Raw genomic sequence first — 18,941 nt, forward strand, 5'->3', positions numbered from 1 at the left:
TAGTGCGCAAATATATAAAAAATGATGATGGTATAATAATTCTGTATATGAAAGAACAAATGATCAAAAATAGATTTTGCTATTCGAGAACGTTCTTAGCAAGTGCCCATTTTTTCTGCCACTCGGAATATTTGTTTAAAACGTCTTGCGGAGAATATATATACCATCCATAACCGATCCTTCGCTCCCTATCGACTTCGGCTAATGAATAAACGGGTTTCCCATCGCGGTTACAGAACAATGGCCTATGAATTCGTAATTCATAATAACGTGCCCAAATTGGAGGCGCAAGCGGATCTTTTTCAATCACTTTATCTGAACTTGTAGTACGATATTTATATTCAACTCTAGGAGCCGGAATTTCTTTTACCCTAAATCCAAAAATTTTAGAATCTTTAAACCATTCAACAGCACTCTGAATTGAATTTATTATTTTTTCATCCGGATTATTGATACTCATCAGCAGAAGAACTATTCCTGAACTTTCACCATTACAAATTGATGCCGGTTCAAATGTTCGTGCATTTTGCGGAAGCAGAGTTACATTATCATGCTGCTGACACCAGACATATAATTTATCGCCTTCCTTAATCTGACATTTTAAAATACAGTCTAAACCCTTATCAAAAGCATTCTTTACTTTTTCTCTCAGGTCATTGTTAAGAAAAGAAAATTGAGGCGCATCTTCGGTAAATTTTTTAAGTAGTTCCATTATACCAATCATCGCACCATCATTAAATGTTATATATTTTCTATATCCGCTTGTGTCCGGATAGAACTGAGGCCAGCCGCCGTTTGGATATTGAGCGGATAAAATAAATTCAATCCCGAGAATACATGATTCTTTATATTTTTCATCATTTGTGATTGAAAACGCTTTTGCCAAATAATCTATTTGCGAATGAGTCGTACCGTTGTCGAAGGTTGTATTCAATTCCCCTTTTGATTTTAGAACAGCATCTCGTTGCTCGTCGGTTAAAATCGTGAGCATATCATAATTTTTTGGCCAGCCGCCATTTGTTTTTTGATAGAGCAATATGTTGTCTGCAATCTTTCTGATTTCACTGGGATTATATCTCTGTTGCCCTGGCATTGGTGAGATTACTCTATCGTCTTCATTTATGTCGTACCAGTGATGAGAGCTGTCATAAAATCCGGTGATTGGTATAGCATTTTCTTTTTCAGAGATTTTATTCTGCGCGATTATTAAAGTTGAACAAACCAGCATCAACAATAATGTAGACAATTTTTGGATTTGCATATTCAACCTCTGATTTTTACATGTCGATAAAAATGAATTATAGTTCTGTTATTTCTCATATTTTTTAATGACTAAATACTTCAGTTCTTTATCGCCGGGGTTACGTATTCCGTGTTCAATGTTTGAGGGACAATAGAAACTTGTATTAGGTCCAACAGATTTCCATTTACCATTCAAATAGACATCTGCTTTTCCTTCCAGAATAAAAAAGAATTCATCTTCAGTGTGAGCATGCGGCGCATGAGTTGCCATATGAGGTGCGACAACACTCATCTTTAGAGTCCTTCCATCAATAAAATTTTTATCAATAAACCAGTATTGATAACCGGCATCTGTCTTCACAGTCTTTTCCATGGAAAATTCATTGACGCAGTTCTCAATATTGAATTTAGATGAAAGAGAATCCGCATTTTTTTTACCACCTGGATCTGATTGAGCAAGTGTAATACAACTGAAACTAATGAATAAGAGAGGTATTAAGATTTTGATTTTAGATCTTTCTCCCAGCATCTTCGACTCCTAGATGTAATGTTGAAACGATTTTTTATTTATTCTACAAAAATATAATCAGATAGTAACGGAATTACAATTTAGCGACAAGGGTAAGTCATCTCTCTTTTTATTAATTTTGGATAGGAAAATATCAGATATGAAAAAAATATTTATCATTATAATAATCGTCACCGCAATTACAAATTCGATGGCGCAGGATATGGGAAATGAAAACCCTCCCGCAACTGCAATTGATATTTATGCAAAAATTGAAATCAAATCTCTTAACGCTGTTAGTTCAGTTCTTTGGGAGAATAAAATTTACATTTGTGAAAATTCGGGGACGGTAGCTTGCTATGATACAACCGGGAAGATGATTTGGAAGCATAACATTTCAGCTGAGATTGTAACCGGACCACTAGTTACAGACGGACAAATCGCAATTGGAACTGCCAATGGTGAAATTGTTTCTCTCATTGCTCATAACGGAGAACAGATCCAATCAATAGGCTTAGATGACACTCTTACCACAGATTTAACAGAAATGCAGTATGAAGGCGATAAAGAATTATTTTTGCCCAAGCAATCAACTTCAAAAACTGCAATACTTTTTGGAGCCACACCCGGAACAATTTACTGTATTGATCTGGAAACGCTCCAAGAATATTGGCGGAATAAAGATTCCCGCGGAAAAATTATTTATCCACCTCTCGTTATTCAGAATAAAGTACTTTTTGCCAGCACAGACGGATATTTGTATTGTATTGATGCAAGAAACGGTTTATTAAACTGGCGATGGAAAGAAACAGAGACAACCGATTTTTCCGAAGCTAAAATTGTTTGCGACGGGAAAAAAGTTTTTGCAGTTTCGAAAGATTCGCAACTTTATTGCATTGACTTTTTACTAGGGACTCTGATTTGGAAAAGTGAGAAGCCGAAAATCCTCACTTCGATTGGACTATCAAATGACAGCAAAAATCTTTTTGCAAAGAGTGAAGATAAAAGGTTTTTATTTTTCTCGGCTGAAAAAGGAACTATTATAAGACAACTAAAACATGACGTTTCTTTCGATTCATCCAGAACTCAACCGGTTGAATACCAAGATAAAATCTATTTTACAAATAATGGCTGCATATATGCATTGGACAAAAAATTAAAAGAAGAGAAGATTTTCGATTTTGGCGAAACCAGCATCATTTCATTTATACAGGCAGGCAATAATAAATTTTTAGCTGCCACTTCTTCCGGAACAATTCTAATCTTTGGAATAAGGTAATAACTTGCAAAATTTTGAAGGAATAATTTTCGACATTGACGGCACACTCACATCAACAAATGAACTGATCTTCGCAACATTTCGACATGTAACAGAAAAATATCTTAATAAAAAAGTGACCGATGAAGAGATAATTTCTCTTTTCGGACCGACTGAAGATGTGATTTTAAAAGAATTCATGAATGATGACTACGACGATGCACGAAAAGATTATATGGAATTCTATGAGGCAAAGCATCATTTAATGGCTGATGTGTATCCCGGCATGAAAGAAATTTTGGAATTTATCAAATCGAAAAATATTCCTTTATCAATTTACACCGGTAAGGGACGAGACTCTTCAATCATCACTCTCCAGAAAATCGGTATCATTGATCTTTTCGATATGATTGTAACCGGTGATGATGTTGTTGATCATAAACCTTCTCCGGAAGGAATTGATGTCTTTGTAAAAAAATTCAATTTGAAACCGGAAAAAGTTTTGATGATTGGAGACGCACCTGCTGACATTCTTGCAGCAAGAAGCGCCGGAGTTAAAATTGCTTCCGTTGTATGGGATAGTTACGCAAAAGAAAAAGTTTTGGAAATGAATAGTGATTATGTATTTGAAACGGTTGATGAGCTAAAGAAATTTTTAGAAGAGAATTTACGATAAATCATCCTTCGGAATTCCACTTCTTATTCTCGCTTCCCTTCCGGTTAGAAATTAAAATCGTTTCGAAAGTGTAAAATATATTCTGCTAAAAGTGGCTGTATCTTGGAAAGTACTCTCATAGCTTGCTGATATGTACATTGTATTAAACATTCTCATCGCTAGATCGATGTTTCCAATTTGCTGAAAAAAATTAAATTGGCCGGACGGAAATTTATAATCAATTCGTTTATAGCCAATGCCAAAATTCATCACACCATTAAACAAATCCTTCGAAAGACTGGCGCCATAGTAATTACCGTTAACATAACCGGATTCAATTTTATTATAGTTTATATAAAGAGATGAATAAATTAATGGCATTTGGAAATAACTCAGATTAACTCCATAATTTTTAGATGGTCGCGGATCATCTTTACTGAAACGGTATCCATAGTTTATGCCAACCCAGATATAATTAAGCGGGCGCAGATTGAGTCTTGCTGAAAATCCTTGCCGAGTGGCCGATTCCAAAACACTATCCGCAAATGTTTTGAACGTTTCATAATAGATCACATTTTTACGCGCGTCATAAGAAGCGCTTAGTCCAATCCAGCTGCTTGGATTGTAAGAACACATTGTAAAGAGACTCGTCATATCGAAAGTGTTTTGGTTAATTCCCATTTTTCGTTTGAAAAGATCGAACTCAGACGAGACAAAAAATCCTAAACTTTGAGATAAATTATTCGAATGCTGAAAGTAAAGAAATCTTCTATCTGTTTTGAAATTGTTAGTCTGTTCAAAAACTCCTACTGTATTTTGCATTGTAATACTGCCGAGGCTATCACTTCTGAAAATATAACCGCCATACTCAAACATTTTTAGATCATAGCCATAATCAGAAAAACTTGGATGCGAGCCTGCTATCACTCCAAATACAAACTTCTTTGCTGTCGTCTCAAATTGAAGTCCGTCAATCGCTCCGAGACTTGATGTTTTGAAATTGATTTTTCTTCCCAATGTAATTTTTGTTGTTGAAGTAAAATCATATCTAAAAGCAAAGTCATATATTTTCAGTGCATTCCCTAAATTACTTTTAACTTCGTTCCATTTATCTGCGCGGTAAGAAAAGTTAACGTAAGAAGAAAAAAAGATTGGAGACTCAGCAATCGTATCGGCATTAAATGAAAGGTTCATCCGCCAATATTGAAAATCCGGCGAGCTTGGCCCGTTAGATTTATTAGTATATGATGATATTGAAATATTCCCATTAGTACGCTTGAAGAATTTGGAAGAGCTTTTAATCGATCCAATAATAGGAGTTACTGAAACTTCTTCTGATGGACTCTTTATTATTTCTCTATTCTTTTCATTGTTTAGTAATGGGCTCTTTTTTATAAATGCTTTTACTTCTTCATTAATTTTGAGTTTGTAACTAGATAGAGCAACACCGGAACAAGAGTTTGACGAGATAAACTGAACAACGATTGCAGGTTTTAATATACCGCTTACGGACAGATATAAAGTATCGTTCTTATTTATTCCATTAGTACTTTCAAACCGGACATAAATATTTTGCGAAGTCACGAATGAAATCCGGCCGGTCTTCTCATCTACACTAATATTCTGTGCGTTTAGAAGAAAAGCGCTAATCAGTATAAGGATAAGAAAACTTTTATTCATTTGTTAATTCTTTCCAGTTGGATGACAGTTGTAACAAGCCGTTGATAGATAAACATAATTATTCACACCGCTATGCTTTGAGTTCATTGATGATTGACTATGCTCATGACAATTAATACACTCAAACACTTTATAGTTTGTTTGGTTTGTATGGCAATCGGTGCATAGAGTCCACTTACCTCTATGCTCACCGGAATAGATTGGGAAATACTGTCCATCATGATTAAATGTTGAAGGCTTCCAAGCATTTTGTGTATGGCATTGCTCACAAGTAAGTGGAAACTTAGCCGTCGCATGATTTGGATTAGTCACGCTATTGTAATCCGTTAAATGGCAGCTTACACACTGCGGGTGTTTAGTATTATAATTACCCGCATGACAGTTCGAACATTGGTTTGCAATTTGCAAATGCGCTCCAAGAATTTGATAGTAATTATTATGAATAGGAAATGTTGCTGGTTTCCATCCTGCATTCGTTGTATGGCATTGTTCGCATGTAGTAGGAATATTAATAGCTGCATGATTTGGATTAGTAGTACTTTGAAAATTTGTTGTGTGACAGCTCGAACAAACAGTGGATGTTCCTTTCAATGTTGTTGTATGACAATTATTACAGTTTACTGAAGTGTGCGCACCGGTTAATGGGAAAGCAGTCGTCGCATGATCAAATGTTGCTCCTTGCCATGATGTAGTAGTATGGCAAGCTTTGCAGTCTGTTGGGTAAGATTTCGAAACATGATCGGGCGCAGAAATAAATTTTGCTTGATGGCACGAATAACAATCAGTTGAAGTTCCAACATAACCATTGGAGTGACAGCTAATGCATGTTACAGATACATGTGAACCTGTCAAAGGAAACTTTGTTGTAGCGTGATTAAATGTTACGCTCTTCCAGTCAATTGTGTTGTGGCATTGCTCGCAAGTTTGCGGATATCCTTGCGAAACATGATTTGGTGCTGCAGTATATTTTGATTGATGGCATGAATAACAAAGTGTCGGTGTTCCTGCAAATCCAGATGCATGACAAGAACTACATTGAACCGTAGTATGACTTCCTACTAACGGGAATTTAGTTAATGCGTGATTGAATGTTACGCTCTTCCAATCTGTTGTATTATGGCACTGTTCGCAAGTTTGAGGATATCCTTGAGAAACGTGATTTGGTGCCGCCGTATATTTTGATTGATGACATGAATAACAAAGTGTTGGCGTTCCCGCAAAGACCGATGTATGACATGAATTACATTGAACGGTAGTATGACTTCCGACTAACGGGAATTTAGTTGTTGCGTGATTAAATGTTACGCTCTTCCAATCAGTTGTGTTGTGGCATTGTTCGCAAGTTTGCGGATATCCTTGAGAAACGTGATTTGGCGCTGACGTATATTTTGATTGATGACATGAATAACACAACTTAGATGTTCCTGCTAACTTAGTAGTATGACATGAACTACAATTAACTGTTGCGTGAGCGCCTAAAAGCAGAAAGTTAGTTGACGTATGATTAAAACTAATTTGTTTCCAGTTCGCAGGAGAATGGCACTGTTTACAATCTTGCGGATAATTTTGCGCACTATGGTTTGGTGCAGATGCGAAATTATTCAGATGACACGAAACGCATTGAGTAGGAGTTCCGGCATAACTTGTTTGATGACATTGTGAACATGCTACAGTTGTATGCGCGCCAATCAACGGGAAATTTGTTAGTGAATGATTTATTCCACCGTCTTTGGATCCTCTTGGGTGGCATGTATAACAAACATTACTTTGATAAGCATATCCATTAACACCACTGTGCTTAGAATCCATATCTGTTTTTGCGTGTTCATGGCAATTAATGCATTCAAACACTTTGAAATTAGATTGGTTCGTATGGCAGTCAGAACAAGTATTCCATTTGCCGCCATGATTTCCGGAATAGATCGGAAAATATTTATTGTCATGATCAAAAGTTGACGGCTTCCATCCAGTTTGTGAATGACAAGTTGTACAGTCAGTTGAGAATTGTGCCGATTTATGATTTGGATTTACTGTAGCATCATAATTCTGCTGATGACAGCTTACACATTGTCTCGCGGTTTGATTATAGCCCATAGAGTGACACTTCATGCAATCATTTCTAATTAAGTTATGAGCTCCTAACAATGGATAAACAAGATCATGATTAACAAAAGAAGCCGGTTTCCAAGAACCTGCACTTATTGTGTGACATTGCTTGCAGTCTTTTGAGAAATTTAACTTCATATGATTTGGCGAAGGAACAAATTCATAATTTGTCTGATGGCAAGTGTAACAATCTTGCGATAAACCTTTGTAACTTCCTTGAGAATGGCAAGTGAAACAATTTGCTATGTTATGAGCGCCGGTAAGCGGAAAGAAATCATGCGTAACTGAAGTTGCAGACCAGCTGAATGAAGTAAAATTATGACACTGCTGACAGTCAGTAGAATAATTTGCTTTTATATGACTCGGGTTTTTTGTCGCAGCATATGTCGCAGCGTGGCAATCGTAACATCTAATACCAAGTGGTTCAAACTTCAAACTGGAAGCTAATCTATGACATTGCTGACAATCGGCTTTAGCATGATTACCAAGCAATGGAAATTTCCCCATCCGGTGTAGATCAATTATGTTTTCTATAATCCAAGTTCTTGAATCATGACAACGAACGCAATTCTTACCAACAGTATTCTCATGAATATCCGTATGGCAATCAGAGCAATTGTCCTTCCCTTTTTTATCACTGAAGACAAGACTTTCATGGCAAGCAGTACACTTAACAATTTGATGCTGCCCTTTTAATTCAAATCCGGTTTCGCTGTGACGAAAAAGAATTTTGGCAGGATTTACAGTCCATCCGTCAACTTTATGACAGTCTTGGCAATCACGTTTAAAATTTTTCCCGTGCGGAGATTGCCCGTTACATACAGAAAGTGATAATAAAATTAAAATTGCTAATGACAGAGAGCGCATTTTACCTCACCAAATTTGTACTTGATGTATTTTCCTTTCTCATCAACTACTTGTTTGTGACATTTGTAACAATCTACTTTAGAATGCGCTCCGCTTAATGGAAATAATGTATTGTTATGATCAAAGAGTTCCGGCTTCCAATTATTAAATTGGTGACAACTCTGGCATAAAACAATACCATTTTTTGTGAACTGTCCTGCATGAATGTCCTTATGACATTCAACGCATTCTGATTTTTTTGTAAAATAAATATTAACGCTATTAATACTTTTATTACTCGTGTGACATTTAGTACAACTTTGTTTTTGGTGAACACCCAATAAAACAAAATTTGTTTTGTTATGGTCAAAATTTACTTCATTCCATTTTTCTGTTGTGTGACATGCCGTACAACTTTTTTCTCCGGTATATTTAACCGGAACCGACCCGCCATGAACATCTTTGTGGCAATCAATGCAATCTCGTCTCTCGATTTTGAAATTCCATTTTTCATTTTTTTTGTGGCAGCTTTGGCAAGGTATGGCTAAATGAGCACCATTCAGAATAAAACTACTCTTTAAGTGACGCTCAATTGTATAAGATGTAAAATTAAATCCATCAAGCGAATGACATGAACTGCAATCAGTTTGATATCCATTCTTAGTGAACTCTCCTTTGTGATAATCTGAATGGCAGTCAATACATTTTTCAAATTTTGGCTTGGTGTTTAAACCGTTTTTATGACATGCCTTACAATCAACTGAAGTGTGTTTCCCCAGCAAAGGATAATTTGTTTTTCCATGATCGAAGCTTCCCAAATTCTTAATAACATGAAATGATTCTGTAACGTGACAGGTTGCGCACTTATCTCCAAACTTGCCTTTATGAAAATCCTTGTGGCATGAAGCGCATGAAGAAAATTCGATTCCATTGAACCGCTGGAAATTTTTCCCATTTTTAGTTTCGATTGAATGGCATTTGATACACTCAACTTTTTGATGCGCGCCTGTTAAATCATACTTTGTAGAACTATGATTAAATTTTGGTGCCGGACGGAAAGCATCTGTTCCATGACAATTCTGACAGCTGTTTCCCAAACTTCCTTGATGAGAATCTTGGTGGCAAGAGTTACATGAAGTCTTTAATCCTAAAAATGTTCCCTTGTGTTTCTTGTATTTCGCGTCCGCCATAAAATCCGGCTTATGACAATCGAAACAATCTATTTTACCATGCTTACCTGTAAGTTGAAACGATGTTTTGGAATGATCAAACGTCTTGGGATTGATATTAACAATTCTAAAATTTCTTCCGTGATGTTCACTATGGCATAGAACGCAATTTTTATTTCTTACGTCAGAGCTTGAATGGAATCCCTTATTTTCTTTTTGCAGTTGAGATATTTCTGAATGGCAAGCCAGGCATTCATTATTGCGCACCTGACTTCCAATATTATGGCATTTTGTGCAATTGCTCATTCCCTCTAAATGAGAATGAAGAGCAGACAAATCTCCGGGAGAAATCTGTCCCAATAACTTTGAGTACAGAGTTACCAAGAATAATATTATAAATGTTAGTCTTGATGTTTTAATACCGCCTCTCCGTATTTTTTGGTGATCCTGATTCCGGCTTTAGTTAGAAACTCATTAGGAAGTTCTCCGCCAGCCAGAATGAATACTAAATCATTTTTGATTTCTTTTTCTAAAGTAATACCATCTTTTTCAAACATTATTTTAACTGCTTTCTCGGAAATAGACGTTACATTGGATTTAAATATGATGTCAATTTTTCTTTCATCCACAGCGTTTTTAATATTCTCAAAATTCTTCGGCTTAAGTCTAGAAAATGAATCACCTCTATACGATATTGTAATTTTATTATTTCCTTCCAACAATGCAAGTGCGGCTTCGATTGCAGAATCTCCGCCACCAACAACCAAAACATTTTGAATGCTTATCAATTCCGGCTCAATAAGTCTGTATGATACTTTTTCCAATCCTTCCCCTTCAACACCCAACTTTCTTGGAGTACCGCGGCGTCCAATTGTCAATAGGACCGCGTTTGCTGCAACTGTCCTTTTATTCGTTTGAACAACAAAATGATCTTCATGCTTTTCAATAGATAGAACTCTTTCATTCTCTTGAATTGAAATATTATTCTTCGTTAATACTTCATTCCAGAGTTCTAATAATTCCGTTTTTGTTATCTCTGTGTATTTGACTTTTCCATACAAAGGAAGATGCATTGGCGCAGTCATAATTATTTTCTTTCTCGGGAACGAATAGACTGTCCCGCCTAGACTATCTTGTTCAATCGTAATTGATCTCAGTTCTTTTTCTTTAGCCGCCAGAGATGCCGAAATTCCAGCCGGGCCTGCGCCAACAATTACAATGTCATATTCAGATTTCGGAACGCGCGATAAATTTTTAGCAATATTATCAACTGCTTGCTTGCCTTGTGTTACAGCATTTTTAATTAAACCCATTCCGCCAAGTTCTCCGGCAATAAAAATTCCTTTTACATTCGTTTCGAATTCATGGCTTACATGAGGAAGATCGACACCTCTTTTTTCAGTTCCGATTACCAGAGAAATAGCACCAACCGGACATGAATGAAAACATGCACCATGTCCAACGCATCTGGAAGCGTTAATTGTCGCGGCCTTTCCATCAATCAATCCAAGTATATCTTTTTCCGGACAAGCAGCAACGCAAGCAGCACTGCCAAGACAAACATCCAAATTTACAACCGGATGAAGAGATACCGGTTCGTGAAATCCAAGTTGTTTGGCTCTCTCAATCTTATCCTTAACCGTTCTAGATTGATTCTTACTTTTTCTTAACTGGAAGTAGATCAGTATAACAATCAATATCACAACCACAGAGTAAGTAATAATATTTTCTATCAATACTTCCATCAAAAGATACCTGTTAAAATATCCAGCTGTAACCGAACGCTACTGTAATTCCAACATGAAGAACCATAATCAGAAGCATTACAATTGCAAACGGAAGATGAATTATATGCCAATAACGGAACATTTCTTGTACAGAATTGAGCAAACTAATTTTACGTGAAAGTATCAATTTTGATTTACTGATTGCAACTATTTGATTAATAGATTTTTCTGATATCTTCTCGCTTCTCAAATGAGTCTTCAATTCATTTAGGATCTTCTTATTTGCCATGTGATCTTTGATTGTGAGAGGAATGATTGAGAATAAATTTGGGGACTTATAAACTTTTAACGATGCAAAGTGTTCCAACTTTTTCAATAAAGAATTATCCATGTTGAATTCGTTTTTCAATTTTTCACCAAAAGAATGGTTCAACATTTTCAGTTCTTCCATAGAATATTCATTTCCTCTTATTGAACGGGGAATCTGAACATAGATAAATCTTCCAATGACACCGCTAATGACAACCGCTACCATACTCCAAAAACTTAACGCTACAATTCCACCAAACTTAAATGCGGTATGGAATAAGACCAGAACAGGACCCAAACTACATAAAAAAATATGCAACTCAAGCCAATTTTTTATCGCCCCTACTCTTGCAAATGATTTCAGTCTCTTTCTAAACATGTATAAAACTACGCCCACCAACATCATTAGCGAACCAATAATTCCTAAACCATGACCAATAATTCCGCTTGGTTTTAAGATAGTGTGTGAAGGATGGAAGAATCTTTCTTCGTAGGGTGTGAGATAATAACTGTAGCCGGAATAACCTAAATACACAAATGCCGCAATTCCAAAAAGTAAGTAAAGCCAATGTTGTAGTTTAGTCATGATAGCCGTAAAGAATATTTCTTGAAAAGAATTTACAAAAAATAATTCTATTAAAAATTGCTGTGTGTCTCTCCGATAAATTTTATTGAGAATATTTGGAAGCTAATTCTATTTATGTAATACCAATAATATTAAAATCATTGAAATGAATTATGATAATGTTTATGAGACTGCCAAAGATGTGATTTTAGTATAACTATAACTTAAACAGGAAAAATATTCCTAGGGCAGTCAATGCTAAACCGTACCAGCGTTCCAAAATGTTGGCCTTAGATTTAATTGCTACTTTGGCTCCTAAGAGTGAAAAAGGAACAGAGCCGAGTGCTAAGACGCCCGTTACCATCCAATCAATATGACCAAGATATGAATGAACTATCGTTCCGGGTAGAGCTAGAAAAACAGATACCGCCAATGAACATGCGAAAGCTTTTTTTATTTGTAGATGTAATATTCTTGCATAACTTGGCGCCAATAAAAATCCACCAGAGTTTGCCAAGAGTCCGGAAATCAAACCGATACTAATTGCAACGATAATCAATCTAAGCCGCCAAAAACGTGGACGATTACCGAATTCTCCAGCAGTTACAACTGGTTCATTCTCTCTTTCTTTTGGAAAAAGAAGAAAACTTAAACCAAACACGAGAACCATCAATCCGGTTAAAACCAACAGCGGTGTAGCACCGGTAAATTTGGTTAAATATGAGCCGACAATTGTTGCAGGCACACCAAAATAAAGACTCCATAAAACAATTTGTTTATCCAGAAGATTTGATTTCCAATATTCAACAGAAGCAATTAAAGTACCGGGCACTGTAGCCGGCAGTGGAGCGGCTACTGCAATAAATCCCGGTACTCCAATCAAATGAAGCATCGGTGTAGCTATGGCACTGCCACCTTTACCGAAAAGTCCGCCAAGAAAACCAACTATTATTCCAATAAGAAAAATTCCAGCGTAATGAAGAACCATCAATTACTCCTATCAAGATCATTCTGTATTGTAAATAGATTTATGCTGAATAGAATTGTTAATAAATGAATGTAGATAAAGATAACCAGTTCAAATTCTTTCTTTATCTTCCTCCCCGTGCAAGCCAAACTTCAGGATTTTGATAGTTACGTTCATTCCAAATTTCAAAGTGAAGAATGTTACCTTCCAAACTTTCGTTAACTTTTCCGATAGCCGTTCCGCTCTTTACTTTGTCCCCTTCCTTAACTGAGATATCGGAAATATGACCGTACACGGTCCGGAAATCGTCGCGGTGTGTAATAATTAATATGCTGCCATAACCTGGAAGCCAATCAATTGCGGAAACAATTCCCTCGGCAACCGAAAGAACTTTATCGTCACCTTTGACTGCAATATCAATTCCATAATTTAATGTAACAGTTTTAAGACGTTCATTTTTGTTTTCACCAAACATGCGGACGATCTTACCCTCATGTATAGGCCAGCCAAGTTTACCCCTCAACTCCGCAAAATTTTCGAACCCGCTGTAATCGAACATTTGAATATTTTTTTTGTAAGCTAAACTTTTTTTATCGGTTGCTTTTTGCTCGTGCATTTTAGCTCTTCGTTCGCGGTCAACCTCAATTAATTTTGCAATCATATTTTTGATTGTGATTTCCGCCATTCTCTTTGATGCAATTTCTTGAGTAATAATTTTTTGATCTTTCTTCAAAACGGTAAGCAGTTCCTTTTTCTCGGATTCCTTCTGTTTTAAATTTTGCTGCTCATTCATTTTTTGTTTTGCTAAATTTTCTTTTTCTCTCTTTTCACCTTCCAAATCAGCTTTAAGCGAGCTCAATTCTATTTTACTGGAATCAAGCTGGTCTAAAGTTATTTTGTTCTGGTTGGAAATATATCGCAAGTACCTGTAACGGTTAATAACCTGATTAAATGATTCTGCATCAAAGATAAAACGCCAGATGGAGAGTCCCCGGTTCTTATATAGCCATACTATATAGCGTGCATATTTCTCTTTCAGCTCATCGGTCCTGCTTTCAACTTTGGCTATCTCAGTCTCAATTTGACTAATTGCTTCCTCTTTCTGTTTTTCTTCTGTGTGAAGGTCGTTGACAAGTTTATTCAATAAAAGATTTTGCTGATTTATATTCTCAAGCGCTTTTAAAGATTCTCTTTCTTTTTTGGTTTTGGATTGAAGTTCTTTTTCGAGAGTTGAGATTTCTTTTTTAATTCTATCCAACTCTTGATTTTTCAAGCGTATAGTATCTTTTGTCTGACCTTGGAGGAAGGTAACAGCAATGAAAAAACATATAATAAAATATTTACCACTCAATGATTTTTGCATCGCTTGGAAGTTCTAATTTTAAATTCCCGATTTCACCATTTATCTCTACTTTCCTGTATTCAATTTTAATCTTCTGATTATTTGTAAAATCGTTAAAATTAATTTCTCCCGGAATCGGGATCTCATCATATTTTCTGAAGTTGGAAAATTTTGTGTCGAGTAAATTTTTACCTTTCAGATTATTTTGAAAGTACTGCCTGATCTCCAATTCATCATTCTGTATTAGGTATGAATTCGTTCTTCCGTTGGCCGAATCTGCATAGGTGAGTTTTAATAAATCATCCGCCGATTCCGATGAATTTGGTTCGCGCTGCAGCTTATCGGTTAAATTTATTGAACCAGTTGCAAGATCTATCAAATCATTATATAAAATATTTATTTTAAGAATTTCTTTCATTATCCCGGGTCTTTGTTTTCCTTTATAAACTGTGTTATTTATAACATCATAAAACAAAAAATCTTCTTGAGTTAAAAGAGCAGAAGCCAGATCGATCCCGAATGGTCCATAGAAAGAGACTTTTACAGAATCCGGTTTTTTGATTTCAATAGTGAAATTGCTTTTCGTATCAAGATCTGAAGTTTTAATGCTGATCGTTCCCGTTCCGGAAAAGTTTTTGATCTTTCTTCTGTTTGCTTCAAGGCGTTTAATTAATCTATCGGGTGAGATAGTCCGCTCCTGCATAATTGGTTTTGAAGGCGTGCATCCATCCATATACAAAATTGAACAAATGGTTAAGACAAAAAGCGCAATATTTCTATTTTTCACAGGCTTCCTTTTTCAATTTTTTTCTTTATCTCACTTTTAGTTGAATCAAGCTCGAAAGCTTTTTTCCAAAATTCTAAAGCTTTTATTTTGTTGCCAAGTTTAAAATAAACATCGCCAAGGTGATCGATTAACGTTGCATTTTTATCTTCGATCTTTGCGGCTTCCTCAATATTGGTTTTCGCTTTTTTATATTCTCCAAGCCGGAAATAGATCCATCCTATTGTATCGAGATATGATGAGTTCTTCGGTTCTTTTTCAATTGCTTTTTTAGACATTGACAATGCTTGTTGCAGATTGATTCCTCTTTCTGCAAGAGAGTAAGCATAATTATTTAGAATAAGGACATTGGAAGAATCTATCTTGACTGCTTCTTTATAAAGAGAGTCTGACACAGCATAATTTTTTCTTGATTCATGGATCATAGCAATAACGCTGATGACTTGAAGGTTAGCCGGTTCAAACGACAGCGCCTTGTTCAGAGAAATTAACGCTTCATCATCATCTTTTAATTGGTTCAAAGTATATCCGAGAGCGGAAAGAGCCGTTACATCATCCGGATTAATGTTGAGAGCTCTTTGCAATGCTTCTTTTGCTCTTTGATGGTCGTTGTCTGCAGAAAGCGAAAGACCGTAGATCAAATTGATCGGAAAATCATTTGGAAATTTTTCCGAAGCTTTACTCATATATTGAATTGCTTCCTTATATCTCTTTGAATCGAATAAAAGACCGCCAAGACGAATCCAAATCTGCGAATTCCACTCGGCAAGATTAACTGCGGTTTTTAAATACCCAACAGCTAATGAATCATTTTTGTTCCGGATCTCGATTTCGCCGAGATATGCATTTGCTTGCCAATCCGAGGTATCGCGGTTAATAATTTGAAATATTTCTTCTGCATATTTATAATTAACTGAATCTTTTTCTGCTTGCAGGTAAAATGATGTACCAATTTTAAGTTTTGCTTCTATATTAATTTCCGGGCTCTTAACCAGTTTCATAAATTCAATTGAAGCATCTTTCCAAAGCCCTTGTTGAATAAAAATATTTCCTTTCATCTCGATCAAATTAAGATCATCGGGATAACTGATTTGCGTTTCAGCAATAATAGCTGCGGCTTTATCATATTGCTTTGTTTTGATATAAGATTCAATTAAAAGTTTTTTCAAATGAAGTTCTGATGGATTCATTTTTATCAGTTCTTCAACTGTTTTAATCGTTTCGTCAATATTTCCCATTCTTTCATTAATGTCGGCAATTTTTATCAAGGCATTCCATTCCGGCCCTATCAAATCGATTATCTTTTTGTAATAAGAAAGCGCAATGCTCGGTTGTCTTGGTTCGCTAATCTGCGCTAAATAATAATAGGCAGTTACATTTGTGGTATCGAGCCGAATAATTCTTTGATAAACTGCCGCAGCAGAATCATCCATATGTGAAGCAGTATAAATCGATGCGTGAAGTGTTAAAAATTCAATATTGCTGGAATCTTTTTTAATTGCGTTCCTCGAATATTGAAGGGCTGAAGCCAATTTATTTAATCGAAAATAATTTTTTGCAATTGAATAATAAATTCCCGGCTGGGGATCATATTTTAACGCTTCCAGATACTGTATAACGGCTTCGTTGAACTGCCCCTTCATTTCCGAAATTGAACCGTCAATAAAAATAGATTCCGCTTCTCTTTTGTTAATTTTGGTTGTGTTTCCAGTTGAGGAACTTTCCTTAATCACTTCTGAAGTACACGAAGAGAACAAAAGGGTAATGACAATTATTGCAATCTTTTTATTCATAACACCCGTTAATTTGACACAAAAAATAGTTTTTAGTGCTTTGATTAACAAGGGTAAAGATTGATGCGTCTTGTTCATTTAATTATCTTTGTAAAAAAAATTACGGCATTAATGCAAATTTTTGATCTAGCGATAGCGTATAAATGGAAGTATGATAAAGAATTTGTTGAATTGATCGAACACAATTTTCAGACGGAGGGACTTCATACATTTGTAATTAATAGATTCAATGTTAATGAAGTGATTCGTTCTCTGAAAGGAAAAAGGATTTACTTCAGATCTTACCTTGACCGTGCATCGGATGAAGATCCCGAATTTCTTCCGATCGCAAAACTTCTAGCCAGAAAAAAAAGCTACATAATCAATCCTCACAATAAGACTAAGAAATCTGTAGACAAAGTATTAATGCACAAGAAACTTGTCAAAAAACAATTCCGGCTTCCAAAAACTTTTCTTCTTCCGGCTTTTAACTTTCACAAAAATATTCGGCTGGATGATAATCAATTAATGGAACTTGGACTTCCTTTTATTATTAAACCTTCGTTGATGTCGGGAGGCGGTGAAGGCGTAATCAAAAGTGCTGTTTCTCTTAATCAGATTAGAGATGAAAGAAAAAAAAATCAACTCGAAAAATATTTGATTCAAGAAAAAATATATCCTGGTAAACTTCAAGGGCGCCGTGCTTGGTTTCGAGTGATCTGGGCATTCGATCGAGTTATTCCAACATGGTGGGATGACCATACTCATATCTATCACAAGGTTTCAAAAAATGAAATGGCAAAGTACAATCTTTTGCCTCTTTACCGGATTACAAAACGTTTGGCAAGAATAACACAACTTGATTATTTCTCGACCGAAATCGCTCTTACAAAAGATCATAAATTTGTATTAATTGATTACATAAATGATCAATGCGATATGCGGTTAAAATCAAATCACCAGGATGGCGTTCCCGATGAAGTTGTAAATGAATTTATTGAGAGGATGAAGCAGAAAGTCTTATCGCTCTAAAAATTCATGTCGTCTTCAATTGTTTCTAAAATATTTAAATAACTCCGATACCTATCATAGTTTATTAATTCATTTTCAACCGCAGTTACCACGGCACATTCTGGTTCATGGTAATGGGTACAAGTGTTGAACCGGCAATTGTCGGAATAAATGGAGAATTCTTTAAAGTAATGACCCAGGTCCTCTTTTCTAATTCCGTACGGATCAATCTCGCGCATCCCAGGTGTATCTACAACGAAGGTTTGTTCATCAACTTTTTTTAGTAAACTGGTTACAGTAGTATGCTTCCCTTTTGAAGTTGATTCGCTTACTTTACCAATTTTCAATTTCAAGGAAGGATACATTGCATTCAATAAGGATGATTTACCTACGCCCGATTGTCCCCAAATCAAATTTATCTTTCCGTTCATCGAATTTTTGAGTGCTTCAATTCCCTTGTTCGCTACTACGCTTGTCTCAAATATTTGATAACCAATTTTTAAGTAAAGATTTTTCCATTCTTGGTAATTGTCGGATAAGTCTAAATCGATTTTGTTAATTACTATAATAATATTGAGATTCGAACTTTCACCGGCAACAATTAAGCGGTCTATTAAACGGTTATTAAAATTTGGAGATTTGGAACTGCTGACAATAATTAGGTTGTCAATATTTGACCCAACAATCTGTTCTAATCGTTCGCCTCTATTACCTGCTCCTTTTATTCTTGGTGCTTTACGTGAAATATAATTCTTCCTCGGAAGTATTTTATTTATCACTCCGGTACCGTCTTGGTTCAATTCATATTCCACATGATCACCAACGGTAGCGATATCCATGGCAAAAAGTTTATCTTTTTTTAATTCATATTCTTTTTGGAATTTACCGCGCAATGAGCAGCGAATTTCATTGCATTCTTTATTATATAAATAATAATCTTTGCTTTCGATTTTGAAAATCGTACCTAAAATTGAAACCTCCATATTAAAATTAGAGCACC

The 18,941-nt window shown here is 35.7% G+C and carries 15 protein-coding genes; 3 read left to right on the forward strand and 12 right to left on the reverse strand.

Translation table 11 applies throughout. The annotated features are described in order from the left end of the window. Positions 1-79: 79 nt before the first annotated feature. Together pelA and NTX65_16760 are read right to left on the reverse strand one after the other, a co-directional pair. On the reverse strand, positions 80-1,261 hold the full coding sequence (gene pelA, locus NTX65_16755) for a pectate lyase (protein ID MCX6170986.1): 1,182 nt from the start codon (positions 1,259-1,261) through the stop codon (positions 80-82). Between the two features lie 48 nt (positions 1,262-1,309). Then, positions 1,310-1,771, reverse strand: coding sequence for a cupin domain-containing protein (locus NTX65_16760; protein ID MCX6170987.1), 462 nt, complete (start codon positions 1,769-1,771; stop codon positions 1,310-1,312). A 139-nt stretch (positions 1,772-1,910) separates the two neighbouring features. Here NTX65_16760 and NTX65_16765 point away from each other — a divergent pair, with 139 nt between their 5' ends. Both NTX65_16765 and NTX65_16770 read left to right on the forward strand, forming a co-directional pair. Continuing rightward, entirely contained in the window at positions 1,911-3,029 is a 1,119-nt protein-coding gene (locus NTX65_16765) for a PQQ-binding-like beta-propeller repeat protein (GenBank protein MCX6170988.1), read from the forward strand. 4 nt (positions 3,030-3,033) lie between these two features. Then, positions 3,034-3,684, forward strand: coding sequence for an HAD-IA family hydrolase (locus NTX65_16770; protein MCX6170989.1), 651 nt, complete (start codon positions 3,034-3,036; stop codon positions 3,682-3,684). A gap of 51 nt (positions 3,685-3,735) precedes the next feature. Here the strand turns inward: NTX65_16770 and NTX65_16775 are convergent, their stop codons facing one another. From NTX65_16775 to NTX65_16815, 9 genes are all read right to left on the reverse strand, one after another. Continuing rightward, a complete protein-coding gene (locus NTX65_16775) occupies positions 3,736-5,343 on the reverse strand; it encodes a hypothetical protein (GenBank protein ID MCX6170990.1) in 1,608 nt (535 codons plus the stop codon). A 3-nt stretch (positions 5,344-5,346) separates the two neighbouring features. Then, positions 5,347-8,316: a cytochrome c3 family protein gene (locus NTX65_16780; protein ID MCX6170991.1), complete on the reverse strand. Its 2,970-nt coding sequence runs from the start codon at positions 8,314-8,316 to the stop codon at positions 5,347-5,349. After that, a complete protein-coding gene (locus NTX65_16785; GenBank protein ID MCX6170992.1) occupies positions 8,298-9,770 on the reverse strand; it encodes a cytochrome C in 1,473 nt (490 codons plus the stop codon). Before NTX65_16785 ends, NTX65_16780 begins: the two co-directional genes overlap by 19 nt. A 95-nt stretch (positions 9,771-9,865) precedes the next feature. Continuing rightward, complete coding sequence (locus NTX65_16790) at positions 9,866-11,209, reverse strand: NAD(P)-binding domain-containing protein (protein ID MCX6170993.1); 1,344 nt, start codon at positions 11,207-11,209, stop codon at positions 9,866-9,868. Between the two features lie 13 nt (positions 11,210-11,222). After that, positions 11,223-12,086 (reverse strand): hypothetical protein, encoded by an 864-nt coding sequence (locus tag NTX65_16795; protein ID MCX6170994.1) that lies wholly within the window; start codon positions 12,084-12,086, stop codon positions 11,223-11,225. Positions 12,087-12,282: 196 nt separating this feature from the next. Next, a complete protein-coding gene (locus tag NTX65_16800) occupies positions 12,283-13,053 on the reverse strand; it encodes a sulfite exporter TauE/SafE family protein (protein ID MCX6170995.1) in 771 nt (256 codons plus the stop codon). Between the two features lie 103 nt (positions 13,054-13,156). Then, positions 13,157-14,395, reverse strand: a complete 1,239-nt coding sequence (locus NTX65_16805) for a peptidoglycan DD-metalloendopeptidase family protein (GenBank protein MCX6170996.1) — start codon at positions 14,393-14,395, stop codon at positions 13,157-13,159. After that, the gene (locus tag NTX65_16810) at positions 14,373-15,161 is read right to left on the reverse strand and encodes a DUF4292 domain-containing protein (protein MCX6170997.1); all 789 of its coding nucleotides are present in this window, start codon (positions 15,159-15,161) and stop codon (positions 14,373-14,375) included. Before NTX65_16810 ends, NTX65_16805 begins: the two co-directional genes overlap by 23 nt. After that, positions 15,158-16,951 carry a tetratricopeptide repeat protein gene (locus NTX65_16815; GenBank protein MCX6170998.1) on the reverse strand — a complete coding sequence of 598 codons (1,794 nt, stop codon included), beginning with the start codon at positions 16,949-16,951 and terminating at the stop codon, positions 15,158-15,160. The genes NTX65_16810 and NTX65_16815 overlap by 4 nt, the downstream gene beginning before the upstream one ends. Before the next feature lie 63 nt (positions 16,952-17,014). Here NTX65_16815 and NTX65_16820 point away from each other — a divergent pair, with 63 nt between their 5' ends. Then, complete coding sequence (locus NTX65_16820; GenBank protein ID MCX6170999.1) at positions 17,015-17,962, forward strand: hypothetical protein; 948 nt, start codon at positions 17,015-17,017, stop codon at positions 17,960-17,962. Here the strand turns inward: NTX65_16820 and rsgA are convergent. Further along, complete coding sequence (gene rsgA / locus NTX65_16825; GenBank protein MCX6171000.1) at positions 17,959-18,924, reverse strand: ribosome small subunit-dependent GTPase A; 966 nt, start codon at positions 18,922-18,924, stop codon at positions 17,959-17,961. The two genes, NTX65_16820 and rsgA, sit on opposite strands and share 4 nt — an antisense overlap. Positions 18,925-18,941 lie beyond the last annotated feature (17 nt).

The sequence above is a fragment of the Ignavibacteriales bacterium genome, assembly GCA_026390795.1.
Classification (GTDB): Bacteria; Bacteroidota; Ignavibacteria; order Ignavibacteriales; family Melioribacteraceae; genus Fen-1258.

Coding starts and splice junctions, on each gene's coding strand:
- NTX65_16785 (MCX6170992.1), bottom strand. CDS start 9,770: ATGAGCAATTGCACAAAATGCCATAATATTGGAAGTCAGGTGCGCAAT.
- NTX65_16820 (MCX6170999.1), top strand. CDS start 17,015: ATGCGTCTTGTTCATTTAATTATCTTTGTAAAAAAAATTACGGCATTA.
- NTX65_16800 (MCX6170995.1), bottom strand. CDS start 13,053: ATGGTTCTTCATTACGCTGGAATTTTTCTTATTGGAATAATAGTTGGT.
- rsgA (MCX6171000.1), bottom strand. CDS start 18,924: ATGGAGGTTTCAATTTTAGGTACGATTTTCAAAATCGAAAGCAAAGAT.
- NTX65_16760 (MCX6170987.1), bottom strand. CDS start 1,771: ATGCTGGGAGAAAGATCTAAAATCAAAATCTTAATACCTCTCTTATTC.
- NTX65_16795 (MCX6170994.1), bottom strand. CDS start 12,086: ATGACTAAACTACAACATTGGCTTTACTTACTTTTTGGAATTGCGGCA.
- NTX65_16775 (MCX6170990.1), bottom strand. CDS start 5,343: ATGAATAAAAGTTTTCTTATCCTTATACTGATTAGCGCTTTTCTTCTA.
- NTX65_16765 (MCX6170988.1), top strand. CDS start 1,911: ATGAAAAAAATATTTATCATTATAATAATCGTCACCGCAATTACAAAT.
- NTX65_16780 (MCX6170991.1), bottom strand. CDS start 8,316: ATGCGCTCTCTGTCATTAGCAATTTTAATTTTATTATCACTTTCTGTA.
- pelA (MCX6170986.1), bottom strand. CDS start 1,261: ATGCAAATCCAAAAATTGTCTACATTATTGTTGATGCTGGTTTGTTCA.
- NTX65_16805 (MCX6170996.1), bottom strand. CDS start 14,395: ATGCAAAAATCATTGAGTGGTAAATATTTTATTATATGTTTTTTCATT.
- NTX65_16790 (MCX6170993.1), bottom strand. CDS start 11,209: ATGGAAGTATTGATAGAAAATATTATTACTTACTCTGTGGTTGTGATA.
- NTX65_16815 (MCX6170998.1), bottom strand. CDS start 16,951: ATGAATAAAAAGATTGCAATAATTGTCATTACCCTTTTGTTCTCTTCG.